Genomic DNA, 25,614 nt, shown 5'->3' on the forward strand with positions numbered 1-25,614 from the left:
ATAGTTTTAAAGACATTTGATTCACTTGGACAGGAATCCAAATGGACCGCTCCGCCTCGGGCCCCGTTGGACATTCCGCTCAACGTCGCTGGCAACTTCATGGAGCTGCGCTCGGACCATTTTCACTCCGGGGTCGACCTGAAAACGAACGGCGTGGAAGGGCTTCCGGTCCGCGCCGTGGCGGCTGGTCGCGTGAGCCGGGTGAAGATGAGCCCTTGGGGCTATGGAATCGCCGTGTACATCGACCATCCTGGCGGCCTCACCAGTGTGTACGGACACCTGCAGGCCCTGGCTCCCGCCCTTACATCGCAAGTCCTTGAGGCCCAGTACAAGGCACAGGATTACAGTGTGGACCTCACCCCCCCGGACGTGAACCTCCAGTTCGCCGCCGGCGAGGTGATCGGCCGGAGCGGCAACACTGGCGGAAGCTCCGGCCCGCACCTGCACTACGAAGTGCGACGAACTGCCGATCAACATGCGGTGGATCCTGAGTCCTTCGGTTTGGAGCTGGCCGACTCGCGTGCCCCGATCATCCGTGGGCTGCGGCTCTACGCGCTGGACAGCACCGCCCGCCATAGCCCCTATCCGGGAGAGGCCAAGGGGTTCGCCACCGAACTGGGGCCCGACGGCTACCGGCTGCGCTCCGGGTCCGAACCGGCCATCGTGGGGCCGATCGGCCTCGCGGTACATACCGTGGACCACTACGATGGCTCATCCAATGTGTGCGGCGTCCGGCGCATCGACCTCGACGTGGACGGCCAACAGCTCTTTTCGGTGCATTTGGACGAGGTGGACTTCGCCCTGCAGCGCTACGTGAACGCCCACATGGACCACGCCCTGTTCCGCGACAGCGACATGCACTACCACCGCTGCTACCGCCAGCCCAACGACCGTTCCATCCTGTACGAAGGGGACGGGACCTTCGTCCCCACACCGGGGCAGCGTCATGCCTGCACGCTGAAGGTGGTGGACGCCAACGGGAACAGCGCGGTGCTGCGGTTCACTCTTCGGGGGGCCACGGCCGAGGAGGCCCGGAACTGGCCGGGGCGTGCGTCCGGCACCAACATGTTCCACTGGGACCGCGAGAACGTGCTGGTACAGCCCGGCCTGCGCTTCATCCTACCGGCCAACGCCTTGTATGACGACGAGCCGATCATCTACGGCCGGGCGGATGCACCACCCAAGAGCCTGACGCCGCTGCACCAGGTGCTGAGCGATCTGGTGCCCCTGCATGTGCAGGCCGAGGTGGCCTTGGAGGCCACGGAACTTCCGGCCGAACTGCGGACGAAGGCGGTGGTGATGAGGCGCGACCGCAAGGGCCGGACCTCCAGCCTGGGCGGACGTTGGAGCGAGGGATGGGTCACCACGCGCACCAAGACCTTCGGCGGTTTCTTCCTGCGCGTGGACACGGCGCCGCCTACGCTGACAGCCGTGGACCTGCGGCCCGACATGCGCGGCCGAGATGGCTTTCGCTTCAAGGTGCAGGACGACCTCAGCGGGGTGGAGAAATGGTCGGCCACGCTCGACGGTCAGTGGATCATGCTCGTTTATGACCCCAAGGCCAAGACCCTCACCCACCGCTTCGATCGATTCTCCGAGGGTTCCGGAACGCGCACCCTCGTCGTGGAGGCGACGGATGAACGCGGCAATCGCACACGCAGCACGCATACCTTTCAACGGTGAGGCCGCTCCACGCCGTCGCGTTCGTCGCACTGCTCCTGCTGGGGTGCGCTCCCCCCTCTGGTCCGGAACCCCGCTGGCTGGCCCATGCGGGCTGTGGAACGGCCTGCGAAGCGCCGGCCAACTCTGCACTGGCCGTGCTGGAGGCGATGGAACATCGGGTGGACGGCATCGAACTGGACGTCCAACTGAGCGCCGATGGCGTCCTCGTCGCCTTCCATCCGGACCGATTGGAGCTCGGAACCAACGGCAACGGCCTGGTGAACGAACGCGTGTGGGCCGACCTTCGCCGGTTGAGCATGGAGGGCCGTCCTGAGGTCCGGTTGGCCCAGGTGAAGGACCTGATCCGCCTCGACACCAGCGCGACGCTCCGCTGGGTGCTGGACATCAAGCTGTTCGCTGCCGGCGATTGGGTGCCCTACCTCGACCGCTTCGCGGAGGCCTTGCGCGCACTGGAGGCGGAAGTTGCCGCGCGCGGTCGGCTCCGTGTGGAATGCCGCGACCTGGAGTTCCTTACCCGTCTGCACCGATCATTGCCCCTTCTCCAACTGGGCCTGGTGGCCACCGATCCGGCCACGGCCCTGGGCGAAGCACACGGGCGCGGCATCCTGTGGGTGGTGCTTCCTGTTGACCGCACACAGCGCAACGTCGTGAAGGCCGCCCATGACCTGGGGTTGCGCGTGTCCACCTTCGGGGCGACCACGAAGGGTGAACTGCGCGAAGCCTGGGCCCTCGGCGTGGATGAAGTGCAGCTCGACGACCCTGGTGTCCTGCCTGTTCGATGATCAGCGGTCCACCACCAGGCGTCCGGACCAGCCCCGGTCGTCGCCGATGACACGCAGGGTGTATACCCCGGAGGCCAGCCCGGCCAGGTCCACGGCCATCACGGCCGACGGGCGCACACGCCCCATTTCGCGCACCACCTGACCACCGGCGTTCTGCAGCACGAGTACGCCGCTCACCCCGCTCGGCAGCCGGACATGCATCACGTCCTCACCGATATCAGGAAGGGCCTGGGCACAAGGGGTCAGGACCAGGGCAACGACAAGGAGCAGCGTGCGCATGGCCTCAAGGTAGGGCGAAGGACGGGCCCTTGGCAAGGTCCTTGGAACGGCGGCGGGCTATGGAACCTACCTTTGGTGCGATGCGAAGGACCCTCCTGCTGCTGGCCCTCCTGGGCTTGATCGAGGCCCGGGCCCAGGAGCCCGGCCCCACCCGTGATCTGGTGCAGTTCAGCGGGGTGGTGGTGAGCGGGGACAGCCTGCTGCCCGTGCCCTTCACGAACATCCTCATCAAGCACAGCTACCGGGGCACCATTAGCGACGTGTACGGCTACTTCTCCTTCGTGGCGCAGGAGGGCGATACGTTGATCTTCTCGGCCGTGGGCTTCAAACGGTCGCAGTTCGTCGTGCCCACGGACCTCGAGGAGAGCAAGTACAGCATGATCCACCAGCTCTCCGCGGACACGATCCTGTTGGGGCAGGCCAACGTGTACCCGTGGCCGAGCCGCGAACAGTTCCGCGACGCGTTCCTGAACCTCAAACTGGCCGACGACGACTATCAGCTCGCGATGCGCAATCTCTCCCCGGCCGAGATGCTGCAGCGCATGGAGAACCTGCCGCCCGATGCGTACGAGAGCTTCCGCTACCAGATGGCGATGGACCAGACGCGCTTGTACCAGCAGGGTGGCATGCCCACCGTCAACCTGTTCAACCCCATCGCCTGGGCGCAGTTCCTGCAGGCTTGGAAGAGCGGGGCGTTCAAGAAGAAGCAGTGAACGTGTCGCGCCCGGTCCCCGACCATCTTTGGACCTACTTCGAGCGGGCGTGGCGGACCGCGCCGGAGCGGCCGGCGTTGCATGTGGATGGCCGGGAATGGTCCTATGCGGAACTGGCCGTCCGGGCTCTCGCCGTAAGTGAAGCCGTTCAACGGCATCCATCGAACGGACCCTTCGTGGGGCTGCACGCCCACCGCAGCATCGGCGCCTACGCCGGCCTGCTGGGCATCCTGCATGCCGGCAAGGCCTATGTGCCGCTGAACCCGCAGCTGCCAGTGGACCGGTTGTCCACCATCGCCGGCCTGGCCGACCTGGAGCTGATCGTGGCCGACGCTGCACGGACGGGCTCCGCGCGTGACCTGGCGGCCCGTCGCGCAGTTCCCTGCGGGATCATGATCGCCGGTGATGCGACCGGCCCGGACACACCGCATCGGGCCGGCCAGGAGGCCTACATGCTTTTCACCTCGGGAAGCACCGGCGTGCCCAAGGGTGTGCCCATCCGGCATGCCAGCGTGGTGGCCTATGTGGAACACCTGCTGGCGCGCTTCGGGGTCGGACCCGAGGACCGGTTCTCGCAGACCTTCGAGCTCACCTTCGACCTCAGCGTGCACGACCTGTTCGTGTGCTGGGCCGCCGGGGCCTCGCTGCATGTGCTGCCGCAGGACCAGCTCATGGCCCCGGCCCGCTTCATCCGGGATCACGGGATCACCCAGTGGTTCAGCGTGCCCAGCGCGGCCGTGCTGATGGACCGCATGCGGCTGTTGAAGCCCGGTGCCTTCCCCAGCCTTCGCGTCAGCGCCTTCTGCGGGGAGCCCCTGCCCGCTGACCTGGCCGTGAAGTGGGCCGCCGCCGCGCCGAACGGACGCGTGGAGAACCTCTACGGTCCCACGGAGGCCACGATCGCCATCACCGGCCATGTGCTCGACCCCGCCGCGCCCAAAGGCCGCCATGGCATCCTCTGCATCGGCCGCCCCTTCCCCGGGGCCCGGGTGCGCGTGGTGGACGCGGACGGCAGCGATGCCTCGATCGGCGAGCTCTGGTTGGGCGGTCCGCAGTTGAGCGCCGGCTACTGGAAGGATCCCGAACGCACGGCCACCGCGTTCGTCACTGCCGGCCCGGACCGGGAGCGGTACTACCGCACGGGCGACCAGGTGCAGCGCGATGCCGATGGCGACCTCTACTTCATCAGCCGGTTGGACGACCAGGTGAAGGTGCGCGGCCACCGCATCGAGCTGCAGGAGGTGAACCAGGTGCTGAAGGCCGTCAGCGGGGGGGCGTTCGCCTATGCGCTGGCCCACCCCGTGCGCGACGGCATCGCGCAGGGCATCGAGGCGTTCCTGCCCCTGGCCCTGCAAGCCGAAGGTGCCTCCATCCTGGAAGCCTGCGCACTGCGGCTGCCGGAGTACATGGTGCCGGCCCGCCTGCACTTCACCGACGACATTCCCTATACCACGAGCGGCAAGGCCGACCTGCGGGCCCTGCGCGGCCGGCTGGAGGAGCCGGCACGAACCGGGGATCGATAACTTCGGCGCCATGTCCTTCAACGAGGTCACTGTGCGTGAGCGGATCCGCGCCGCGCTGACGCCCCGGCTCACCGAGATGGGCCTCACCCAGGCCGACGTGGGCGACGGCATGAGCCTGACCCAGAGCGGCGTGCTCGACTCCTTTGCCCTGATGGAGCTGATCGGCCGGCTGGAGCAGGACCTGCACGTGGAATTGGATTTCGAGGCGGTGGAGCCCGATCAGTTCACCACGGTGAAGGGCTTGACCGCCGCCTTCGTCAAAGCCCTTTCGGCGTGATCGAGGTACGTGCCCTGGACCGGGACGCCCCTCCGGAGGACCTGCTCGCCGTCGAAGGGCTCTTCACCGCGATGTACGGCCATATGGACGGCCTGGGGTTGATGGTGCCGCTGGCACCGGGCGGGGCGGGTCAGTGGTTGAAGGCCTTGATGCCGATGCTGGGCAAGCTGCACACCATTCAAGTCGCCTGGGCACAGGCCCCTGCCACACCCGGCCGGCTGAGCGCTCCGCGGGCCGTGGGCTTTGCCGCGGGAAGCATCCGCGTTGGTCCGGCGCACCTCGGCGGCCTTCGCTCGGGCGCCGTCACCCACCTGTACGTGGACCCGACCGAGCGCGGCGGCGGTGTGGGACGCAGGCTCTACGAGGCCTTGTCCGGCTGGTTCACCGAACGGGGCCTGCAGCACCAGGAACTGGAGGTGCTGGTGAACAACGAACCGGCGCGCCGCTTCTGGACCTCCCTGGGCTTCGTGCCGGACCACCTGGTGATGCGGCGCCTGCCGGCCCGGTCATGACGATCGCACCGGATACCGTGCTGTTCGCCAACGGCGCGCAACGCGTGACCGCCGGTGACCTGTTGCAGACCTTGCGCGACCTGGGCGTGCGGCCCGGTGACCTTCTCTTCCTGCACACGGACCTGCTGCGGTTCGGTCGACCGGCACCCGAGCTCATGCGCGTGCGGGGAGCCCTGTTCGACGCGCTCATCGCCGTGCTGCGGGAAACGATCGGCCCGCAGGGCACCCTGATGATGCTCACCCTCTCCACCCGCACGCTCGACACCGGACGCTTCGACGTGGAGCGTACGCCCGGCGAGGCAGGCGCGCTCACCGAGCACTTCCGCCAGCTGCCCGGTGTGCGCCGCATCCCCCACCCCACCCACAGCGCTGCAGTGGAAGGCCCGAAGACCGACCTCTTCATACGCCCGCCCGTGCATCCCTTCGGCGCCGGATCGCTCTTCGACCTGTTGAAACGCGAAGGCGGCAAGCTGCTCTTCCTGGGCGCCGATTTCCATTGGTGCACCTTCAACCACCACATCGAGACCATGCTGCCGGTGCGCTACCGGCGCGAGGAGCGGGTGCCCATGACGATCGTCCGCGACGGCGCGGAGGAGCGCGGTGAGGCCATCCGCTTCCGCAAACCGGCCCGCTACTGGACGAGCTTCGCCCGGTTCCGCACGGCGCTGCTGGAGCGGGGCATCCTGCGCGAGCGGACGCTCGGACGCGCCGTGGTGTCCGTGTCCGATGCGATGGCCCAGTTCGAGCTGGGCACGGAGATGCTGCGGCGCGACCATCGGTTCTTCATGAACGTGCAACCGTGGAGCCGCTTCATGCTCTTCAAGGCGAAGGAGCGGGCCGGCCGGCTGTTGCGTGCGCTCGGTCTCCGGCGGTGAACCGCACCGGCGGTGGTGTGTACCGTGGTGAAAACCACAGCCCATGTCACCTGCACGCCTGCTTTCGGTCCTCCTCGTCCTGCCGTCCATGCCCGCCTTTCCCCAGGCCATGGGCAACCTCATGTACGAGAGCAACAGCCGCATCTTCTTCCAACAGGCCGAGCAGCCCGTGAAGGCCACCGTGCAGGGCAACATGCTCGTGCTGGAGGTGAACGCCATGATGAACGCCACGGCCGACAGCTACCTCGCCATCTTCCATGTGACGCAGTTGGGCCAGACCGCCGAGGAGGCCGACAGCCTGATGAACGCCCGCGTGAACGGGGTGATGCGCCGGGTGAAGCAGGTGGGCGTGAAGGAGAGCGACGTGTTCACCGACATGCTCTCGTTCGTGCCCGTGTACGAGCTGGAGACCACGCGCAAGCTGTTCAGCAGGACCTACCAGGAGGTGCCCGCCGGCTTCGAGATCCAGAAGAACATCCACATCCGCTTCACCGATGCACGGGTGCTCGACAAGCTGGTGACCGCGGCCGCCAAGGAGGAGATCTACGACCTGGTGAAGGTGGACTTCTTCGTGGAGAAGCAGAGCGCCTGCTACGACACCCTGCGCATGTTCGCCACCAAGCTGCTGCAACAGAAGCTGGACAACTTCGACAAGCTGGGGCTGAAGATCAAGGAGAGCCACCGCACCGGGGCCGAGAAGAACGGGGCCTACTTCCCCCTCGACCGCTACACGACCTACCAGACGCGCACACAGAGCTCGCTGAACAGCCGTCGCAAGGGCCAGCTGGTGAACGACATCCGCCGTCCGCAGACGCTGTTCTACAACAAGGTGCCCTACGGCAACTTCGACATCGTGCTGCATGCGGAGATCACCGAGCCGCCGGTGCAGTACACCTACAACCTCACCCTCTCCTGCCAGCTGCCCGAGGCCTTCGCCGACAAGGACAAGCAGAAGGAGGTGAAGGAGATCATCAAGCATGTGTGGATCAACGACAAGGGCGACGCCAAGGTGATCGCGCTACCCTGAGCGCGGTCGGACCGCAGCCTTCCGGGGGGCTAGCTTTGTGCCGTGCGCACCGCGAACCTCCTCACCGGCCTCCTCCTGCTCCTCAGCGGCTGCGGCCGCAAGCAGGAGACCATCCGCCCCACCGTCGGGCCCATCACCGAGAGCGTGTACGCCAGCGGCATCGTGAAGGCCGCCGGCCAGTACCAGGTGTATCCCACGGTGACCGGAACGGTGATGGCGCTGCTGGTGAAGGAGGGCGACACCATCGCCGCGGGCACACCGCTGGTGCGCATCGACGACCGCACCGCAGGGGCCAGCGCCCGGATCAGCACGGCCCAGGTGCGGCTGCTGGAGCAGAACGCTGCGGAGAGCGGCCCCGTGCTCACCCAGCTGCGCGAGGCCGTGGAGCAGGCGCGCGACCGCTACACCGTGGACAGCACCAACCACGCGCGGCAGAAGGCCCTGTGGGCCCAGCAGATCGGCAGCCGCAACGAGCTCGACCAGCGCGAACTGGCCTTCACCACCAGCCGCGCCGGCCACACCCGCGCCGTGAAGGCGCTGCAGGAAACACGCGACCGCCTGCGCACCGAGCTGGAGGTGGCCCGCAACAACGCCGCCATCAGCAGCGCCGGCCACGACGACCGAACACCGCACAGCCTGATCGCCGGGGTGGTGTACGACCTGCTGGTGGAACCCGGTGAACTGGCCACGCCACAGAAGGCCATCGCCGTGCTCGGCAGCGCCACCGACCTGTACCTGGAGCTCGAGGTGGACGAGTACGACATCCGCCTGGTCAAGCCCGGCCAGCAGGCCCTCATCACGCTCGACAGCTACGACGGCACCGCCTTCGAGGCCACGGTCACACGCATCATCCCGCTGATGGACCCGCGCTCGCGCACGTTCAAGGTGGAAGCGCATTTCAAGAAGGTCCCCGCGCAGCTCTACCCCAACCTCACTGCCGAGGCCAACATCGTGCTGCGCACCAAGGAGAACGCGCTCACCATCCCGGCCGCCTATCTCCTCCCCGGCGACTACGTGCTCACGGGTGCGGACCAGCGCGTGCAGGTGCGCACCGGCGCGCACGACCTGGAGAAGGTGGAGATCCTCGAAGGCATCACCGCCGACACGGATCTGCACAAGCCGTAGCACGGCATGAAGCTGCTGCTCACCATCGCCCTCACGCTGCTGCGCGCCAAGCTGCGGCAGAGCATCGTGGCGGCCGTGGGCGTCATGTTCAGCATCACCATGTTCGTGGCGCTGCTCGGCTTCATGAACGGGCTGAACGACCTGCTCGACGGCCTGATCCTGAACCGCACCCCGCACGTGCGCCTCTACAACGAACTGCAGGCCTCGCCGAAGCAACCCATGGAGATGGCCGACGGCGATACCTCGACGCACCACTTCGTGCGCTCGGTGAAGCCCAAGGACGACCTGCCGCGGCTGCGCAACGCCGAGGCCATCATGCAGGCCATGGAGCGCGACCCACGGGTGATGGCCGTATCACCCAGGCTGGTGGCGCAGGTCTTCTTCAACGTGGGCACGGTGGACCTGAACGGTCAGGTGAACGGCATCGACGTGGTGCAGGAGATCCGCTACTACCGCTTCGCGGACTACCTCACCCAGGGCGATCCGCACGACCTGGCCACGGGCAACAACACCATCGTGCTCGGCAAAGGCTTGGCGGACATGATGGCGGCCGACATCGGCGAGACCGTTCAGGTGACCACCGCCAGCGGCGACCGTGCGATGCTGCGCGTGGTGGGAATCTTCCAGAGCGGCATCGCCGACTACGACAAGGTGCAGTGCTACGCCAACATCAAGACCGTGCAGAAGCTGCTCGCGCGGCCCGGCAGCTACTACACCGACATCAACCTGAAGCTGCACGACCTCACCGCCGCGCCCGCCTTGGCCAAGGAGCTCGCCGCACGCTTCAAGGTGGACGCCGTGGACGTGCAGACGGCGAACGCGCAGTTCGAGACCGGCAGCGACGTGCGCAGCATCATCAGCTACGCCGTGGGCGTGGTGCTGCTCATCGTGGCCGGCTTCGGCATCTACAACATCCTGAACATGATGATCTACGAGAAGCTCGACGCCATCGCCATCCTGAAGGCCACGGGTTTCAGCGGCAGTGATGTGCGGCGGATCTTCCTGCTGCTGAGCATGATCATCGGGCTGGTGGGCGGCTTCACCGGTCTGCTGGGCGGCTTCACCATGCAGACGGTGATCGACAACGTGCCCTTCGAGACCGCGGCGCTGCCCACCACGAAGACCTTCCCCATCGACTACGATCCCAAGTACTACATCATCGCCGTGAGCTTCGCGCTGCTCACCGCCTGGATCGCGGGCTGGTTCCCGGCGCGCAAGGCCGCCCAGGTGGACCCCGTCGAGATCATCCGCGGGAAATGAGCGGCATCCCCAACATCCTCGCGGTGGAGAAGGTGAACAAGTCCTTCCACGACCCGGTGACCGTGCCCGTGCTGAAGGATGTGTCGTTCAGCGTGCGCAGTGGCGAGTTCGTGAGCATCACCGGCAAGAGCGGCTGCGGCAAGAGCACCCTGCTCTACATCCTCAGCACCATGGACACCGACTACGAGGGCGACGTGGTGATCGACGGGGAACGCACGCAGGGGCTGAGCGGCGAACGGCTCGCCGCGATCCGCAACGAGAAGATCGGCTTCGTGTTCCAGTTCCACTACCTGCTGCCGGAGTTCAGCGTGCTGCACAACGTGATGCTGCCGGGCCTGAAGCTGGGCCGCAAGAGCGCCGCAGAGGTGGAGGCCGACGCCATGGCCCGGCTGAAGGAACTGGAGATGGACGGCCAGGCGCGGAAGATGGCCAACCAGCTCAGCGGCGGGCAGAAGCAGCGTGTGGCCATCGCCCGGGCGCTCATCAACGACCCGCTGATCATCATGGGCGACGAGCCCACGGGCAACCTCGACAAGCGCAACGCCGAGATCGTCTTCGGCATCTTCCAGCACATCGCCTCCGAGCACAAGCGCAGCCTGCTCATCGTGACGCACGATCCCGACTTCGCGGCGCGCACCGACCGCAACATCGTGATGGACGACGGGCGGATCGTGAGCTGAGGATCAGCGCAGGCGGGCCGCCGCCGCGTCGTGCACCACCTGCTGGATCCGGGTGCGGATGTTGAGGTCCGACAGCGCCTTGTTGGCCGCCGTGGGATACACCCGGTTGCTGAGGAAGATGTACACGATGCCCTGCTCGGGATCGGCCCAGGCCATGGTGCCGGTGAAGCCCGTGTGGCCGAAGCTGGCATAGCTGACGCAGGTGCAGGTGGGGCCACCCTTGCCGCGCACGGGTTTGTCGAAGCCCAGCCCGCGGCGGTTCTCCCCGGTCTTCGGCTCGGGGGCGCAGAACTGGCACCGGGTGAACTCCTCCACCACCGCCTCGCTGAGGTAGCGCCGGCCGTTGTACACGCCCTTGTTGAGCAGTACCTGGAACACCACGAACAGGTCCTCGGCATTCCCGAAGAGCCCGGCATGTCCGGCCACCCCGCCAAGCAGCGCCGCCGTGGGATCGTGCACGTCGCCCCACACCTGTTGCCGGCGGAGCTCGGGATCGTACTCGGTGGGGGCGATGCGCCAGCGCGGGAAGCGCCGCAGCGGCGTGTACCCGAGCCGGTCGAGCGCCAGGGGCCGGTAGAACACCGAGTCCACGTACCGGTCCAGGGAAGTGCCCGCCACCCGCTCCACCATCCGCTGGATGAGCAGCAGGCCGAGGTCGCTGTACTTGTACTCCTTCACCGGGTTGAGCGGTGTGCTCAGGATCCACCGCGGGAGGCTGTCGCGATAACTGGCGCTGATGTACGTCCGTTCGGCCACACGCAGCGCATGCACGCTGTCCGGTTTCTCGGACACCACGCCGGGACGGGGTTCTTTGTTCGTCAGCAGGCGTTGATGGAAGGGCACCCAATCACGCAGCCCGGCCTGATGGGTGAGCACCTCGCGCAGGCCCAGGCGTGCATGGGCCTCATGCGACCCATTGAGCTCGGTGAGGTAGGTGCCCAGGTCGCGGTCCAGGTCGAGGCGGCCTTCATCCACGAGCTTCATCACGGCCAGGGTGGTGGCGGCCACCTTGGTGATGCTCGCGAGGTCGTACAGGTCGTCCGTGCGCACGCCACGCTTGCCGTCGTAGGTGGGCTTTCCGTACGCCTTGTCCCACACCACGCGGCCGTCCACGGCCACAAGCACCTGGGCACCGGGATAGGCCTTGGCGGCGATGCCCTCCTGAACGATGGCGTCGATGCCGACGAGGTCCGACGTCCGGAGGCCGGCCTCTTCCGGAAGTCCATAAGCGGTGCGGCCGGGCAAGGCCTCCCAGCGCTTGCCGTCCCCCGCTTCGAACTGGGCCGAGGCCGTCACCGGGAGGGTTCCGCCTACGGATCGGGCGCCGAACAGGGCCTGTGCGCAGAGATCGTGCACATCGGCATCGTCCTCATAGCCGACCAGCAGACCGTCCAGCTCGCTGCTGCCGTAGGCGCGGGTAAGGCGGTATGGATTGCCGAACCAGGCGAGCACCGTGCGGTGGCGCCGTTGCACCTGCTGCAACACCTCGAACACCCGGTCGGGCGCACCGAAATCCTTGTCCACCCGATAGCTCGTGCGGTGCACGGAAGCGATCACGAGGTCGTGGCCCTCGAGCGCGCGGAGCAGGCCGGCCAGGCTGTCGCGATGCAGGTCCTTGGGTACACCGATGCAGGTGATGCGCGCGTGGCGTGCCAGGTGCCGGTGGAAGATGTTACCCGCGCTGTCGCCGAAGGCGAGGGCGGCGATGCGGAGTCCTCCGGGGTCGGCGATGGGCAGCAGCCCTTCGCGGGAACGCAGCGCGGTAATGGCCTGACCGAAGAGCGTGCGACGGAGCACACGGGCCGCGGGCGTATTGAGGTCGTCCGAAAGGCCTTCGGTGCGGACGACGGGTCGTTGATGCAGGCCGGCCCAACGCTTGGCGCGCAACACTTTGCGGCACTTGTGGTCGATGAGCTCGCGTGGCACGGATCCGCTGTCCACGGCCTGTTGGATGCGGTCGATCGCCTTCACCGGGTCCTGCGGGAAGAGCAGCACATCGTTGCCCGCGAGCAGCGCACGCAGCTCGATCTCGCCGGGCTTGTCGGCGTTGGCCACCCCCTTCATGTTGAGGGCGTCGGTGAACACGAGCCCTTGGAAGCCGAGCTCGCGTTCGAGCAGTTCATTCACCACGGGCCGGCTGAGGGTGCTGGGCAGCCCGGGGGTGCTGTCGAGCGCGGGCACCTCCAGGTGGGCCACCATGATGGCGCTGAGCCCCTCCTCCATCAACCGCTGGAACGGATACAGCTCCAGGGAGTCGAGGCGGCCGCGAGGGTGCGCGATCAGGGGCAGGGCGTGGTGGCTGTCCGCATCGGTGTCGCCGTGGCCGGGGAAGTGCTTGGCGGTGGCGATGACGCCGCCGGCCTGCAGGCCGCGCATGTAGGCCACAGCCTTGCGGGCCACCAGTTCGCGCTGCTCGCCGAAGCTGCGGTCGTTGATCACCGGGTTCGCCGGGTTGTTGTTCACGTCGGCGACCGGGCTGAAGCTCACGTGCACGCCGAGCCGCTGCATCTGCCGGGCGATCTCGCGCCCCATCTCCTCGATGGCGGCGTCGTCCCGCAAGGCGCCCAGCGTCATCTGCTTGGGGAACCGCACCGTACTGTCCAGCCGCATCGCCAGGCCCCACTCCAGGTCCATGCCCACAAGCAGGGGCACGCGCGCGGCGGCCTGCCAGCGGTTGGTGAGGTGGGCCTGCCGCACGGGACCGCCTTGGAAGAAGATCAGCCCGCCCACCCCGTGGTCGCGCACGAGGCGGTCCACTTCGGCCACGTGATCCCCATCCTTATTGCTGTACGCCGCCACCATCATCAGCTGGGCGATGCGCTCGCGGGGGCCGAGGGTCGCCATCACGCTGTCGGCCCACTCGACATCCTCCATGAGGAAGGCCGGGGCCTGGCGTGATGGCGGAGGACCACCGCCCAGGGTCAGCACGGCCGAGGCGGCCAGGAGCGCGCGCTGGAGGAGGTTCGTCATGAGCGGTCAAAGCTACCCGGGGGCCCAGCGGGGCCTGGGCCGAGGTCCGGCACGGTTATCAACACGTACGCGGGGATGGCGGCGATCATTGCGGATGGCGTGGGCCGCCCGGGCGGCGGGCTACCTTTGGCGGCTTCCGCGCATCGCACCGATGGAGCCCCTGATCCGCCTGCTTCCCGACCACGTGGCCAACCAGATCGCGGCCGGAGAGGTGGTGCAACGCCCGGCCAGCGTGGTGAAGGAGCTGCTGGAGAACAGTGTCGACGCGGGCGCCGGTCAGATCACCCTGGTGCTGAAGGACGCAGGCCGCACCTTGGTGCAGGTGACGGATGACGGCCGGGGCATGGGCCCGGATGATGCGCGGCTGTGCTTCGAGCGGCACGCCACGAGCAAGATCCGCGCAGCGGACGACCTGCAGACCCTGCGCACCAAGGGCTTCCGCGGCGAGGCGCTCGCCAGCATCGCGGCGGTGGCGCAGGTGGAGCTGCGCACACGTCCACAGGCCGCTGAGCTCGGCACCCGCGTGGCGATGGAAGGGAGCCGGGTGCGGGCGCAGGAACCGGTGGCGATGGCCGCCGGCACCACGGTCGCGGTGCGCAACCTGTTCTACAACATCCCGGCCCGACGGCTGTTCCTCAAGAGCGACGCCGTGGAGCTGAAGCATGTGCTGGAGGAGTTCCAACGCGTGGCGCTGGCCCATCCGGGCATCGGGTTCCAGGTGGTGCACAACGACCAGGAGCTCTTCCGCATGCCCGGCAGCGCGCCCGACGCCGCGGAGGGGGCCGCGCTCCGGCAGCGCGTGGTGCACCTGCTGGGCCGCCGCTACGATGAGCGGCTGGTGCCCGTGGAGGAGTCCACCGGTCATCTGCGCATCACGGGCTATATCGGCAAGCCCGAGTTCGCGCGGCGCACGCGCGGCGAGCAGTACTTCTTCGTCAACCAGCGCTTCATCCGCAGCAGCTACCTGGAGCATGCGGTGCGCGCGGCGTTCGACGAGCTGGTGGCCCGCGACCACCACCCGGCCTGGTTCCTGTTCCTGGAGCTGGACCCCGCGCAGATCGACATCAACATCCACCCCACCAAGACGGAGATCAAGTTCCGGGACGACCGCAGCGTGTATGCGGTGCTGCACGCGGCGCTGCGCCGGGCGCTGGGGCGCTTCAACATCGCACCGAGCCTCGACTTCGAGCCGGAGCCCGCCATCATGTCGGCCTTCGCCGGGATGCCGAGCGTGCCGGCCGTGGCCCCGGTGGTGAAAGCGCCCGATTGGCGCCCCCAGGACCTGGGGCCGCGACGCGACCCCACGGGATGGCAGCAGTTGTTCGACCTGCGCGACGGTCCGCCGGGCCCGATGTCACCGGACGACGGGAGCCCTGGACCGCTTGCTGCGCACGTGCTGCCCATGGGCGAGACCGAGGCCGATCACGGTCCACGCCCGGTGTTCCAGATGCAGGGCGGCTACATCGTGTCGCCGCTGCGGAGCGGATTGATGGTGGTGGACCGCAAACGGGCCTTGGAGCGCATCGCCTACGAGCGCGCCTTGAAGCGGTTGGAGCTGGGGAACGGCCCCAGCCAGGCCGAGCTCTTCCCGCGCAACATCGAGCTGGCCCCGCAGGACTTCGCGCTGGTGGGCGAGCTGTTGCCTGAGCTGCGCGCGCTGGGCCTGGACCTCGAGGTCTTCGGCGGGCGCACCATCACGGTCCGCGGCCTGCCGGCCGAGTCGATGAACGACGATCCGGCGGCCTTGCTGGACACCCTGATCGCGCAGCTCCACAGTGAACGTGGCACGCTGAGGCTCGAGCGGCATGCGGCGATCGCGCGGAGCATGGCCCGCAGTGTGGCAGCGCGCAGCGACGAGACCCCGGCACAGGAGCATCTCCGCGACCTCGTCGACCGGCTCTTCGCCTGCGAGGTGCCCTATTGGACCCCGGGCGGCAAACCCACGTTGATCACCTTCGGGCTCGACGAGCTCGCCCAACGCTTCGACCGCGGATGAACCCGAACGCGCTGCTGCCGCCGGTGGTGAAGAACCTGCTGATCATCAACGGCCTGTTCTTCCTCGCCAAGTTCAGTTTCCCCGCGGACGAACTCGGTCGGAACACGCTGGACGCGACGTTGGGCATGTACTACGTGGGCTCCCCCCTCTTCCGGCCGTGGCAGGTGTTCACGCACCTCTTCCTGCACGGCGACCTGGTGCACCTCTTCACCAACATGTTCGGCCTGTTCATGTTCGGCGGCCCAGTGGAACGCTACCTGGGCTCGAAACGCTTTCTGATCTACTATCTGGCCTGCGGCCTGGGCGCCGCGGCCCTGCATACGGGCGTGAACGCCTACGAGGTGCTGCGCGATGAGGCGGTGGTGGCCGCCTATGGTGCGGACGTGCAGGAGGTGCGCGATGCGGTGGCGGCCGGCTCCCTTGACGAGGCGGACCACATCCTGAACGGTGTGATGGCCAGCTACGGCGTGCCGCAACAGGCCCTCACCCAGCTCTTCTTCGACCACATGGGCACGATCATCGGCGCCTCGGGCGCGGTGTTCGGCATCCTGCTGGCCTTCGGCATGCTCTTCCCCGAGCAGGAGATATTCCTGTTGCTGTTGCCGATCCCCATCAAGGCCAAGTACTTCGTGGTGATCTACGGTCTGGTGGAGCTGTTCATGGGCCTTAAGCAGAGCCCGGGCGACAACGTGGCGCACTTCGCGCACCTGGGCGGCATGATCTTCGGCTTCCTCCTGCTGCGGCACTGGCGCCGCCGCATGCTGTTCTGAGCCGCCGTTGGCCCGTCCGGCGCGGACCGTTCGTGGAATACCTTTCCGGCCCGTGCGGAAGGGTCCGAACTTTGCGGGCACCCTGGAACGCATCCTAAGGCCACGATGGGCATCCGCGACGATGTGAGCATGCACTGGCGCACCGGCGGCGCCGCGGTCCGGCTCATCCTCATCAACCTCGGCGTCTTCCTGGTCTACCATGCGGTGGGCCTGGTGCTCTTCCTCACCGGCACCCCCGAGCCCGACCTGTTGACGTGGCTCATGGCCACCAGCCACCTGCCGTCACTGGCCCTTCGGCCCTGGACGGTGGTGACCTACATGTTCACCCACGCCGACGTGTTCCACATCTTCTTCAACCTGTTGATGCTGTGGTTCAGCGGGCGGTTGTTCGAGGACCTGTTGGGACCCAAGCGGCTGCTGGGCAACTACCTGCTGGGCGGGCTCTTCGGGCTGGCGCTGTATGTGCTGGCCTACAACCTGTTCCCGCCGTTCCAGCGCTTCGCCACGGGCAGCACCATCCTGGGTGCATCGGCGGCCGTGATGGGCGTGTTCATCGGCATCGCCGCGTACCGGCCGGACATGGTGGTGCACCTGCTGCTCTTCGGAGCGGTGCGCTTGAAGTGGATCGCCCTGATCTACGTGGTGATCGACCTGGTGAGCATCCGGCAGGGCAGCAACAGCGGCGGCCACATCGCGCACCTGGGCGGAGCGCTGCTGGGTTACCTCACGGCGGTGCAGCTGCGGCGCGGGCGCGATATCGCCTCGGCCTTCATCGGCTGGTTCGAAGGCGCGTGGGACCTGCTGAGCGGCAGGAAGGCCCGGCGGCTGAAGGTGGCCCACCGCGGCCGGGTGGCCGTGATGGCCGACCAGGTGCCGGCCCACAAACGCGACAAGCAGGCCCGCGTGGACGCCATCCTGGACAAGATCAGCCGCAGCGGCTACGACAGCCTCAGCAAGGAGGAGAAGGACTTCCTGTTCAAGGCCAGCCATGAGTGAGCTCCCCCGCCGTGCGCGGCCCAGCCGCTGGCACCGGCCCCTCTGGTGGGCCAACCTGCTCGCCGCGCTGCTGCTGTTGCTGGCCTACCTGTCCGCCCAGGTTCCGCCGGACGCGTTCTGGCCCCTGGCCTTCTTCGGCATGGCCTACCCTTTCGTGCTGCTCACCCACTTCTTCTTCCTGGTGTGGTGGGCGCTCTTCCGGCCCAAACGGATGCTGGTGAGCGCGATCGTGGTCGGCATCGGCTTCGGTCACATCGGCGATCATTTACAGGTGCTCGGGCGACGCCACCCTCCCAAGGACATTGCGGACGAGCATCTGAAGGTGATGTCGTACAACGTGCGGCTGTTCGACCTGTACAACTGGAGCAACAACACCCAGACCCGCAACGAGATCCTCGACCTCATCGCCTTCGAGGGTGCCGACGTGCTGTGCCTGCAGGAGTTCTTTCTGGCCGAGGACCGGCGCTTCTTCAACACCAAGGACACCCTGCTGCGGCACCTGGGCTACCAGGCCTGCCACGACAGCTACACGGCGCATACCCGCAAGGGCCACCACTTCGGGATCGCCACCTTCAGCACGCACCCGGTCGTAGGCAAGGGCGCCCTGGAGTTCGCGGATGACCTGAACAACCTGTGCATCTGGACGGACATCGCCGTGGGCGGCGACACACTGCGGGTGTACAACGCGCACCTGGCCAGTGTGCGCTTCGGTGGCCATGAGTACAAGTTCATGGAGGACCTCGACACGGGCACCGATGCGGACAGCCTTCGCAGCGGAGGGCTGCGGATCGCGGGTCTGCTGCGTAACGCATTCCTGCGCCGGGCCGAGGAGGCGCGCATGATCGTGGCGCACATGGCGGACAGCCCGCACCCCATCCTCTATTGCGGCGACCTGAACGACACGCCCATGAGCTACAGTTACACGCTGCTCACCGACCGGCTCACCGATGTCTTCGTGGAGAGCGGGCGGGGGGTGGGGCACACCTACATCGGCGTCTTCCCCAGCTTCCGCATCGACCACATCCTGCACGGTCCCGAGCTGGCGGCCTGGAACTTCCGCACACTGCCCGATGAGCTGAGCGACCACCGCGCCATCGTGTGCGAGATGGCCCTTCGCCAGCCTTAGTGCGGTTCCACCGCCACGGGCGTTAGGACGAAGCCCTTGCCCCGCAAGCGGCCCAGCACCCCGCCAGCGCCCGGCAGGTGGGCGGCCCCGATGGCGAAGAAGCAGCTGCAGCCGTCCCCCAACCGCACGGCCATCCGGTCGGTCATCCGGGCGTTGCGCTCGGCGAGCAGGGCGGCGTCCATGGAACTGGGCATCCCCCCCTCCTGCACCACCGCCTGCAGCGCCTCCAGGTCCTGCCGGGCATAGGCGTCCATCATGCGTTCGATCGAGCCGCGGTAGAGGTCGTTACGCACCATCTCCAGCAGCATGGCCGCCTGGTCCTCCAGGGGGATGGCATCGATGGCGGCCAGCTGTTCCTGCATGGACTCCAGGCCGCTCACCGCCTGGCCTGACCTTCGAGCCTGCACCTGCACCGCCTCGTCCAGCACGAGCGCGCTGTCGCTGCGCATCAGGGTCTCGGTGAGCAGGGCCATCGACCAGAAGGGCTTCATGCGGTCGCTGGCCAGGGCCATCAGGCCCAGGTGCTCCTTAAGCGCATCGCGGACGCGTTCGAGGTCCTTCTTCCGGTAGAGGTCGGCCAAGGCCTTGCTACCCGGCATCTGCATGGCGCCGAGCACGGCGAGCCCACCCTTCGCGGCCGCTTCGTTGTCCAGTTCCCCGACCACCTCGGTGCAGGCGGCCATGGCGGCCCAAAGGCTGTCATTGCCCTGGTAGGCCCTTGCATCACGGCTGTGCACGGTGCCCAGGACATAGGCGGGGGCTTCGATGCCCGGACCGCTGATGCGCCATAGGAGGCTGTGCGGCAGCGGTTGGGCCGGGGCCAGAAGGGTGCAGAGCACGCCGCCCAGCAAGGGGGTGGAACGCATGTGCGCCAAGGTAGGCGCGGCGATCAGAGGACGATGTAGGCCAGCAGGAAGGACAGGACGGACAGGATGGCGGACAGCACGCCGCCGGTGAGGATCAGCTGGCTGCGGTTGCCGGGTCGTGCGCGGAGGGTGCCCATGGCGATCGGATGCGGAGGGTAGACGGCGGCCCGGGAAAAGGGTTGCCAGCGGGCCTTGACACGGGAGCGAAAAAGTGCGATGCGGTGCGCGGACGGGGGTGCACGGAAGCCCCCGCCCCGTCCGCGTACCTTCGCCGCCCGCTGTGGCCGTCAAAGGCCACGATATCCGGGCTCATGAGCTCCCCCCGCACCGTCGCCTTCCACACCCTGGGCTGCAAGCTCAACTTCGCCGAGAGCAGCACCCTCGCTCGCGGGCTGGAGGAGGCCGGCTATGCCCGGGTGAGGCCCGAGGACCGCCCGGACGTGTTCGTGCTCAACACGTGCAGCGTGACGGAGAACGCCGACCGGGAATGCCGCCAATGGGTGCGGCGGTTCCAGCGGATCAACCCCGGGGCCTTCGTGGCCGTGGTGGGCTGCTATGCGCAGCTGAAGCCCGAGGAGATCGCGGCCATCCCCGGGGTGGACCTGGTGCTGGGCGCCAACGAGAAGTTCGACCTGGCGGCCCACATCGAGGCGGCGGACGGCAAGCGGCCGGTCGGAGCAGCGGTGCACGGCCCCATCAAGGAGGTGCGGGCCTTCCATCCATCATGGAACAGCGGGGACCGCACCCGCACGTTCCTGAAGGTGCAGGACGGCTGCGACTACTTCTGCAGCTTCTGCACCATCCCGCTGGCCCGGGGGCGCAGCCGCAGCGGCAGCATCGCGGACACCGTGGCCATCGCGGAACGCATCGCCGCCTCGGGGGTGAAGGAGATCGTGCTCACGGGCGTGAACACCGGTGACTTCGGACGTTCCCACGGCGAGGACTTCCTGGGCCTGATCGAGGCGCTGGACCGCGTGGAGGGCATCGCGCGTTTCCGCATCAGCAGCATCGAGCCCAACCTCTGCACCGACGCCATCATCCGCTTCGTGACCGGCAGCAGGCGGTTCGCCCCGCACTTCCACATGCCCCTGCAGAGCGGAAGCGACGCCCTGCTGGAACGCATGCGCCGCCGCTACGACACGGCGCTCTATGCGGACCGGGTCCACGCCATCAAGACGTTGATGCCGCATGCCTGTGTCGGCGCGGACGTCATCACCGGCACACCGGGCGAGACCGACGAGGAGTTCCTGAGGACCCACGCCTTCCTGCGGTCCGTGCCGGTGGACCACCTGCACGTGTTCACCTACAGCGAGCGCGCCAACACCACGGCCGTGCGCATGGACGAGACCGTTCCCATGGAAACGCGGCGCGAGCGCACGAAGCAGCTCCGCATCCTGGGCGGCAAGCTGCAGAGGGCGCATGTTGAGCGGCACCTGGGCACCGTGCGCCCCGTGCTGTTCGAGGCCGAAGAGACCGATGGTCGCATGCTCGGCTTCACGGACAACTACATCAGGGTATCGGTGCCTTACAACGCTGCCTTGGTGAATGCCGTGGAGCCCGTGTCCCTGGACCGGTCCGACGGCGAAGGGCACGTCATCGGATCGCGGGTCGCTTCCGCCCCTGCCCCTGCCTCGTCTGCCGAAGCCTTTGGCGAAGGCATGGCCCCTGCCTCGTCTGCCGAAGCCTTTGGCGAAGGCATGGCCCATGCTCCTGCTCCCGCCGCCTGACCCATGTACCCCACGCTCTACCACGCGCTGCTGGACCTGACGGGGATCGACCTGCCGTTCCTGAAGTTCCTGAACAGCTTCGGGTTCTTCGTGGCGGTGGCCTTCGTGGTGGCCAACCGGCTGCTGACGGCCGAGCTGCGGCGCAAGCAGGCGAACGGCCTGCTGAAGCCCTCGACGCGCTCCATGACCATCGGACGACCGGCGAGCCGGTCGGAACTGGCCACCCAGGCGGTGCTGGGCTTTCTGCTCGGCTGGAAAGGCCTGTACCTGATCCTCCACAGTGCGCAGGCCACCGCGGATACGAAGGCCTTCCTGTTCAGCGGCACGGGCAGTGTGCCGGGCGGCGTGCTGGGTGCGGTCGCCTTGGCGGGCCTCGTGTGGTGGGAGAAGCGCAAACAGCAGCTCGACAAGCCACGGACGGAGACGGTCCTCATCGCGCCCTCGGAACACGCGGGCTCCATCACCATGACGGCGGCCCTGTGGGGCGTGATCGGGGCCAAGCTCTTCCACTGGCTGGAGAACCCCGACGAGCTGGCGGCCTTCATCGGCGATCCGGGTGGCACGGACCTGTTCACCGGCCTCACCATGTATGGAGGCCTGATCATGGCGGGTGCGATGGTGATGCGCTACTTCCACCGCCACGGCATGCCGACGCTGGCGGGGGCGGATGCTGCCGCGCCGGGTGTGATGCTCGCCTATGCCATCGGCCGCATCGGCTGTCAGGTGAGCGGCGATGGGGACTGGGGCATCGTGAACACCACCTTTCAAGGACCGGGCCCCCGCTGGTTCTGGCAGTACGACTATCCGAACAATGTCAATGGCATCGGCATCCCGCTCCTGGATGGCCGTCCCTGCTTCGAGGGCTACTGTACGGCCCTTCCGGAGACCGTGTTCCCCACCCCGTTGTACGAGACCTTGGCCTGCGCGCTGCTTTTCGCGGTGCTCTGGGCCCTGCGCACGCGGCTTCGGCCGATGGGCGCCATCTTCTTCCTCTTCCTCCTGCTGAACGGCCTGGAGCGCTTCTGGATCGAGAAGATCCGTGTGAACGTCGTGCTCTTCGGCGACACCACGCAGGCCGAGCTGATCGCCGGGCTGCTGATGCTGACCGGCGCCGCCGGGCTGTGGATGGTGCACCGGAGGAACAACCCCGCCAACGATGGACCTGCAACAGCTCACTGAACAGGTGGCGGCGCTCAGCGCCGAAGTGGCCGCCTTCATCCGCGACGAGGCGGGCAAGCTCACCGAGGCCGGTGTGTCCACCAAGAGCGCGAACAATCTGGTGACCCACGTGGACCACACCGCCGAGGACCGGTTGGTGGAGGCCCTGGAACGCCTCCTGCCCGATGCCGGCTTCATCGCCGAGGAGGGCAGCGGCGAACAGCGCGAGCGCCTCAACTGGGTGATCGACCCGCTGGACGGCACCACGAACTTCGTGCATGGGGTGCCGTGCTACTGCATCAGCATCGCCCTGCTGGACGGCACCGAGCCCCTGCTGGGCGTGGTGCATGAGGTGACGCGCGACGAACGGTTCACCGCTTGGAAGAACGGCGGCGCCTGGATGAACGGCCAGCGCATCCGGGTGAGCGATCGGAAGCAGCTGCAGGACAGCTTGCTGGCGACAGGGTTCCCGTACGATGACTTTGGATACGAGGCCGAGTACATGGACCTGCTGCGCGAGTTGATGCACCGTACGCGCGGCATCCGTCGGCTCGGCAGCGCCGCGGCGGACCTGGCCTACGTGGCCTGTGGCCGCTTCGAGGCCTTCTACGAGTATGGGCTCAACAGCTGGGACGTGGCGGCGGGCGTGCTGCTCGTGCGCGAGGCGGGGGGGCGGGTGAGCGGATTCCGCCTCAGCAAGGACCCGGTGTTCGACGAGGAGATCGTGGCCAGCAACAGCGCCATCCACGACGAGCTGCTGGAGGTGATCGAACGCAGCTGGCAGCGGCAGGACTGAGCACCGTTCCGGCGCATCAGCGGGACGGTCCGCTGATCAGCCGCAGGCCCAGCAGCGTCAGGGCGCCGTTGACGATGAGCGTCTCGAAGCCCATCCGATAGCCGAAGAGCAGATCGGGCGACCAGGTCTTGAGCCCGAACGTGATCAGCGGGGCCAGCACGCACACCACGGGCACCCACCGTTCGGTCGGCCGGCCCTTGAACAGGATGCCGAAGGCAAAGAGCCCGAGCAACGGACCATAGGTGTACCCGGCGATGTCCAAAAGGGTCTTGAGCACCGTGCCGCTCTGCAGCCAGTGGAAGAACATCACGCAGCCGAAGAAGACCCCGGCGATGGCAAGGTGCACCGTCTTGCGCACCCGCGTCTGCCGGGCCTCGTCCCATCCCCGGTCCTGGATGCCGATGAGGTCGATGCAGGTGCTGGCCGTCAGCGCCGTGAGCGCTCCGTCCGCACTGGGGAAGAGGGCGCTGATGAGGCCGATGATGAAGAGCAGCCCGAGCCAGGGCGGGAACAGCTGCAGCGCCATGGACGGGAACAGGTCGTCGCTGCGCTCGGGCAGGCCGAAGCCCGCCTGTTCGGCGTAGAGGTAGAGCAGCCCGCCCAGCACCAGGAAGAGCAGGTTCACCCCGAGCAGCACCACGCTGAACACGCGCATGTTCTTCTGTGCCCCCTGCACGGTGGCCACACTGAGGTTCTTCTGCATCATCTCCTGATCGAGGCCGGTCATGGCGATGGTGATGAACATGCCGCTGAGCACCTGCTTCAGGAAGAAACCGTCGCTCCGCCAGTCGAGGTCCCACACGGCCGTCATGCCGCTGCCCTGCAGGCGCGGCCACCAGTCGCCCATGCCGGGCTGGGCCGCGATCCAGGCCACGGTGCCCAGCAGTGCGGCCAGCATGAACAGGGTCTGCAGCGTGTCCGTCCACACGATCGTCCGCACCCCGCCCTGCACGGTGTAGAGCACGATCATCAGCAGGATGAGGGCGGCCGTCACCGCGAAGGGCATCTCGCCGAGGCCCTGCACCACCGTGAGCTGGAGCACATTGAGCACCAAGTAGATGCGGATGGTGGCCCCCAGGGTGCGGCTCAGCAGGAAGAAGGCGGCCCCGGTGCGGTAGCTGGTGGGGCCGAAGCGGTGGCGCAGGTAGCCGTAGATGCTGGTGAGCTGCAGCCGGTAGTACAACGGCAGCAGCACACCGGCCACCACCCAGTACCCGATCACATAGCCCACCACCACCTGCAGGTAGCTCCAGTGGTTGGCCTTCACCCAGCCGGGCACACTGATGAAGGTGACCCCGCTGAGGCTGGTGCCGATCATGCCGAAAGCCACGACCCACCATAGGCTGCGACGGTCGCCGCTGAAGAACGCGTGCCCTCCGGCCCCGCGACCGGTCCACCAGGCGATGCCCAGCAGCACCAGGAAGTACACCAGCACCAGGGACAACAGCCAGGCCGCGCTCATGTTGCGAAGCAATGCGCCCGAAGGACCGACGCCTCGGAAGGAGCGCGTCAGTTGTCCCCGTCCCGGTGTTGGCATCCGGTCACCGCGCCGGTCCGGTGCGTGCAGGAGAACGGTTATCTTCCCGGGACCAACCTATACGCACATGCACCGGACCACGACCCTTTTTCTGGCGGCTTGCCTCGGCATGAACGCCGCTGCTCAATGCCCGGACAGCACGGCGGTCCTCTTCAGCAGCGACTTCGAGTCGGGCGACGGGGGCTTGGTGCCGAGCGGATACCCGGACTGGGAGCACGGCACCATCGGGACCCAGTTGCTGGACAGCAGCTGCACCTCCACCTTCAACAACACCATCGGCGCGCACAGCGGGCAGCTCGGATGGGGCACGGTGCTGCGCGATTGCTACGCCAACAGCGGTGACACGAGCGTGCTCGGTCTCACGGTGGACCTCAGCGACCCCGCCTACACCGGCGCCGAACTGAGGTTCTGGCACTGGTGGGAGGTGTTCACCAACTTCGACTTCATCTTCATCCGTGTCAACGGCCAGCAGGTCTACCTGAACAACAGCCAGCAGTTCAGCCAGGTGTGGCTGCAGCAGACGATCGACCTGTCGCCCTTCCTGGGGCTGAGCACGGTGGACATCAGCTTCCACCTGTTCGCCACCACGGTGGTGAACAAGGCCGGCTGGTACTTGGACGACATGGAGGTGACCGCGTGCCTCCCCTCAAGCGGAACGGCCTTCGTGGAGGAGCGGGAGGGCGCCGGCCTATGGACCTGGCCCAACCCGGCCGAGGGGTCGCTGCAGGTGCGCAGCACGGAACCAGGCGGACAGGCGTGGCGCCTGCTGGACCTCAGCGGGCGCGAGGTGCGCAGCGGCAGCATTCCCGGTCCGGGCACCTGGACCCTCGCCACGGACGGCTTGACCGGCGCCCACCTCCTGGAGGTCATCACGGAAGAACGCACCTGGCGTCGCCGGGTGGTGCTCCGCTGAGGCGGGAGCGCGCGTGGCCCCGC

Annotated in this window: 23 protein-coding genes; 19 read left to right on the forward strand and 4 right to left on the reverse strand. The window is 67.5% G+C overall.

Annotation, left to right across the window (positions count from 1 at the left end):
• Positions 1-99: 99 nt before the first annotated feature.
• Together IPJ87_08020 and IPJ87_08025 are read left to right on the forward strand one after the other, a co-directional pair.
• Positions 100-1,683: a M23 family metallopeptidase gene (locus IPJ87_08020; GenBank protein MBK7941806.1), complete on the forward strand. Its 1,584-nt coding sequence runs from the start codon at positions 100-102 to the stop codon at positions 1,681-1,683.
• Positions 1,680-2,465 (forward strand): glycerophosphodiester phosphodiesterase, encoded by a 786-nt coding sequence (locus IPJ87_08025; protein ID MBK7941807.1) that lies wholly within the window; start codon positions 1,680-1,682, stop codon positions 2,463-2,465. The genes IPJ87_08020 and IPJ87_08025 overlap by 4 nt, the downstream gene beginning before the upstream one ends.
• Here IPJ87_08025 and IPJ87_08030 read toward each other — a convergent pair whose 3' ends face one another.
• Positions 2,466-2,744 (reverse strand): hypothetical protein, encoded by a 279-nt coding sequence (locus IPJ87_08030; GenBank protein ID MBK7941808.1) that lies wholly within the window; start codon positions 2,742-2,744, stop codon positions 2,466-2,468.
• Positions 2,745-2,824: 80 nt separating this feature from the next.
• Here IPJ87_08030 and IPJ87_08035 point away from each other — a divergent pair, with 80 nt between their 5' ends.
• The 9 genes from IPJ87_08035 to IPJ87_08075 are packed head-to-tail and all read left to right on the forward strand — an operon-like array spanning position 2,825 to position 10,736.
• On the forward strand, positions 2,825-3,457 hold the full coding sequence (locus IPJ87_08035; GenBank protein ID MBK7941809.1) for a carboxypeptidase-like regulatory domain-containing protein: 633 nt from the start codon (positions 2,825-2,827) through the stop codon (positions 3,455-3,457).
• A 2-nt stretch (positions 3,458-3,459) separates the two neighbouring features.
• Positions 3,460-4,980, forward strand: a complete 1,521-nt coding sequence (locus tag IPJ87_08040; GenBank protein ID MBK7941810.1) for an amino acid adenylation domain-containing protein — start codon at positions 3,460-3,462, stop codon at positions 4,978-4,980.
• A gap of 10 nt (positions 4,981-4,990) precedes the next feature.
• Positions 4,991-5,257, forward strand: a complete 267-nt coding sequence (locus IPJ87_08045; protein ID MBK7941811.1) for an acyl carrier protein — start codon at positions 4,991-4,993, stop codon at positions 5,255-5,257.
• Complete coding sequence (locus tag IPJ87_08050; GenBank protein ID MBK7941812.1) at positions 5,254-5,769, forward strand: GNAT family N-acetyltransferase; 516 nt, start codon at positions 5,254-5,256, stop codon at positions 5,767-5,769. Before IPJ87_08045 ends, IPJ87_08050 begins: the two co-directional genes overlap by 4 nt.
• Positions 5,766-6,644, forward strand: coding sequence for an AAC(3) family N-acetyltransferase (locus IPJ87_08055; GenBank protein ID MBK7941813.1), 879 nt, complete (start codon positions 5,766-5,768; stop codon positions 6,642-6,644). The genes IPJ87_08050 and IPJ87_08055 overlap by 4 nt, the downstream gene beginning before the upstream one ends.
• A gap of 43 nt (positions 6,645-6,687) precedes the next feature.
• Positions 6,688-7,671: an SIMPL domain-containing protein gene (locus tag IPJ87_08060; GenBank protein MBK7941814.1), complete on the forward strand. Its 984-nt coding sequence runs from the start codon at positions 6,688-6,690 to the stop codon at positions 7,669-7,671.
• A 42-nt stretch (positions 7,672-7,713) separates the two neighbouring features.
• Positions 7,714-8,796 (forward strand): efflux RND transporter periplasmic adaptor subunit, encoded by a 1,083-nt coding sequence (locus IPJ87_08065; GenBank protein MBK7941815.1) that lies wholly within the window; start codon positions 7,714-7,716, stop codon positions 8,794-8,796.
• Between the two features lie 6 nt (positions 8,797-8,802).
• The gene (locus tag IPJ87_08070) at positions 8,803-10,056 is read left to right on the forward strand and encodes an ABC transporter permease (GenBank protein ID MBK7941816.1); all 1,254 of its coding nucleotides are present in this window, start codon (positions 8,803-8,805) and stop codon (positions 10,054-10,056) included.
• Entirely contained in the window at positions 10,053-10,736 is a 684-nt protein-coding gene (locus tag IPJ87_08075; protein MBK7941817.1) for an ABC transporter ATP-binding protein, read from the forward strand. Before IPJ87_08070 ends, IPJ87_08075 begins: the two co-directional genes overlap by 4 nt.
• Before the next feature lie 3 nt (positions 10,737-10,739).
• Here IPJ87_08075 and IPJ87_08080 read toward each other — a convergent pair whose 3' ends face one another.
• Positions 10,740-13,706: a serine hydrolase gene (locus IPJ87_08080; protein ID MBK7941818.1), complete on the reverse strand. Its 2,967-nt coding sequence runs from the start codon at positions 13,704-13,706 to the stop codon at positions 10,740-10,742.
• Between the two features lie 151 nt (positions 13,707-13,857).
• On the opposite strand from IPJ87_08080, the gene mutL reads away from it, so the two are divergent.
• From mutL to IPJ87_08100, 4 genes are all read left to right on the forward strand, one after another.
• Positions 13,858-15,702: a DNA mismatch repair endonuclease MutL gene (mutL, locus tag IPJ87_08085; protein MBK7941819.1), complete on the forward strand. Its 1,845-nt coding sequence runs from the start codon at positions 13,858-13,860 to the stop codon at positions 15,700-15,702.
• The gene (locus tag IPJ87_08090; protein MBK7941820.1) at positions 15,699-16,472 is read left to right on the forward strand and encodes a rhomboid family intramembrane serine protease; all 774 of its coding nucleotides are present in this window, start codon (positions 15,699-15,701) and stop codon (positions 16,470-16,472) included. The genes mutL and IPJ87_08090 overlap by 4 nt, the downstream gene beginning before the upstream one ends.
• A 105-nt stretch (positions 16,473-16,577) precedes the next feature.
• Positions 16,578-17,468 (forward strand): rhomboid family intramembrane serine protease, encoded by an 891-nt coding sequence (locus IPJ87_08095; protein ID MBK7941821.1) that lies wholly within the window; start codon positions 16,578-16,580, stop codon positions 17,466-17,468.
• Positions 17,461-18,594 (forward strand): endonuclease/exonuclease/phosphatase family protein, encoded by a 1,134-nt coding sequence (locus IPJ87_08100; GenBank protein MBK7941822.1) that lies wholly within the window; start codon positions 17,461-17,463, stop codon positions 18,592-18,594. Before IPJ87_08095 ends, IPJ87_08100 begins: the two co-directional genes overlap by 8 nt.
• Here the strand turns inward: IPJ87_08100 and IPJ87_08105 are convergent.
• Positions 18,591-19,460, reverse strand: a complete 870-nt coding sequence (locus IPJ87_08105) for a TraB/GumN family protein (GenBank protein MBK7941823.1) — start codon at positions 19,458-19,460, stop codon at positions 18,591-18,593. The two genes, IPJ87_08100 and IPJ87_08105, sit on opposite strands and share 4 nt — an antisense overlap.
• Before the next feature lie 311 nt (positions 19,461-19,771).
• On the opposite strand from IPJ87_08105, the gene mtaB reads away from it, so the two are divergent.
• The 3 genes from mtaB to IPJ87_08120 are packed head-to-tail and all read left to right on the forward strand — an operon-like array spanning position 19,772 to position 23,141.
• Complete coding sequence (gene mtaB / locus IPJ87_08110; protein MBK7941824.1) at positions 19,772-21,187, forward strand: tRNA (N(6)-L-threonylcarbamoyladenosine(37)-C(2))-methylthiotransferase MtaB; 1,416 nt, start codon at positions 19,772-19,774, stop codon at positions 21,185-21,187.
• A gap of 3 nt (positions 21,188-21,190) precedes the next feature.
• Positions 21,191-22,366 carry a prolipoprotein diacylglyceryl transferase gene (locus IPJ87_08115; protein ID MBK7941825.1) on the forward strand — a complete coding sequence of 392 codons (1,176 nt, stop codon included), beginning with the start codon at positions 21,191-21,193 and terminating at the stop codon, positions 22,364-22,366.
• Positions 22,344-23,141: an inositol monophosphatase gene (locus IPJ87_08120; GenBank protein MBK7941826.1), complete on the forward strand. Its 798-nt coding sequence runs from the start codon at positions 22,344-22,346 to the stop codon at positions 23,139-23,141. Before IPJ87_08115 ends, IPJ87_08120 begins: the two co-directional genes overlap by 23 nt.
• Before the next feature lie 16 nt (positions 23,142-23,157).
• On the opposite strand, the gene IPJ87_08125 is transcribed toward IPJ87_08120, so the two are convergent.
• Positions 23,158-24,603, reverse strand: a complete 1,446-nt coding sequence (locus IPJ87_08125) for a sodium:solute symporter (protein ID MBK7941827.1) — start codon at positions 24,601-24,603, stop codon at positions 23,158-23,160.
• Positions 24,604-24,745: 142 nt separating this feature from the next.
• On the opposite strand from IPJ87_08125, the gene IPJ87_08130 reads away from it, so the two are divergent.
• Complete coding sequence (locus IPJ87_08130) at positions 24,746-25,591, forward strand: hypothetical protein (protein MBK7941828.1); 846 nt, start codon at positions 24,746-24,748, stop codon at positions 25,589-25,591.
• Positions 25,592-25,614: the final 23 nt, after the last annotated feature.

This window comes from Flavobacteriales bacterium (genome assembly GCA_016713875.1).
Classification (GTDB): Bacteria; Bacteroidota; Bacteroidia; order Flavobacteriales_F; family PHOS-HE28; genus PHOS-HE28.

Bases quoted from the DNA above. Each gene is read 5' to 3' on its own strand.
- mtaB (MBK7941824.1), top strand. From the start codon at position 19,772: ATGAGCTCCCCCCGCACCGTCGCCTTCCACACCCTGGGCTGCAAGCTC.
- IPJ87_08120 (MBK7941826.1), top strand. From the start codon at position 22,344: ATGGACCTGCAACAGCTCACTGAACAGGTGGCGGCGCTCAGCGCCGAA.
- IPJ87_08020 (MBK7941806.1), top strand. From the start codon at position 100: ATGGAGCTGCGCTCGGACCATTTTCACTCCGGGGTCGACCTGAAAACG.
- IPJ87_08090 (MBK7941820.1), top strand. From the start codon at position 15,699: ATGAACCCGAACGCGCTGCTGCCGCCGGTGGTGAAGAACCTGCTGATC.
- IPJ87_08055 (MBK7941813.1), top strand. From the start codon at position 5,766: ATGACGATCGCACCGGATACCGTGCTGTTCGCCAACGGCGCGCAACGC.
- IPJ87_08075 (MBK7941817.1), top strand. From the start codon at position 10,053: ATGAGCGGCATCCCCAACATCCTCGCGGTGGAGAAGGTGAACAAGTCC.
- IPJ87_08045 (MBK7941811.1), top strand. From the start codon at position 4,991: ATGTCCTTCAACGAGGTCACTGTGCGTGAGCGGATCCGCGCCGCGCTG.
- IPJ87_08115 (MBK7941825.1), top strand. From the start codon at position 21,191: ATGTACCCCACGCTCTACCACGCGCTGCTGGACCTGACGGGGATCGAC.
- IPJ87_08125 (MBK7941827.1), bottom strand. From the start codon at position 24,603: ATGAGCGCGGCCTGGCTGTTGTCCCTGGTGCTGGTGTACTTCCTGGTG.
- IPJ87_08105 (MBK7941823.1), bottom strand. From the start codon at position 19,460: ATGCGTTCCACCCCCTTGCTGGGCGGCGTGCTCTGCACCCTTCTGGCC.
- IPJ87_08095 (MBK7941821.1), top strand. From the start codon at position 16,578: ATGGGCATCCGCGACGATGTGAGCATGCACTGGCGCACCGGCGGCGCC.
- IPJ87_08035 (MBK7941809.1), top strand. From the start codon at position 2,825: ATGCGAAGGACCCTCCTGCTGCTGGCCCTCCTGGGCTTGATCGAGGCC.
- IPJ87_08060 (MBK7941814.1), top strand. From the start codon at position 6,688: ATGTCACCTGCACGCCTGCTTTCGGTCCTCCTCGTCCTGCCGTCCATG.
- mutL (MBK7941819.1), top strand. From the start codon at position 13,858: ATGGAGCCCCTGATCCGCCTGCTTCCCGACCACGTGGCCAACCAGATC.
- IPJ87_08080 (MBK7941818.1), bottom strand. From the start codon at position 13,706: ATGACGAACCTCCTCCAGCGCGCGCTCCTGGCCGCCTCGGCCGTGCTG.
- IPJ87_08100 (MBK7941822.1), top strand. From the start codon at position 17,461: ATGAGTGAGCTCCCCCGCCGTGCGCGGCCCAGCCGCTGGCACCGGCCC.
- IPJ87_08070 (MBK7941816.1), top strand. From the start codon at position 8,803: ATGAAGCTGCTGCTCACCATCGCCCTCACGCTGCTGCGCGCCAAGCTG.
- IPJ87_08030 (MBK7941808.1), bottom strand. From the start codon at position 2,744: ATGCGCACGCTGCTCCTTGTCGTTGCCCTGGTCCTGACCCCTTGTGCC.
- IPJ87_08130 (MBK7941828.1), top strand. From the start codon at position 24,746: ATGCACCGGACCACGACCCTTTTTCTGGCGGCTTGCCTCGGCATGAAC.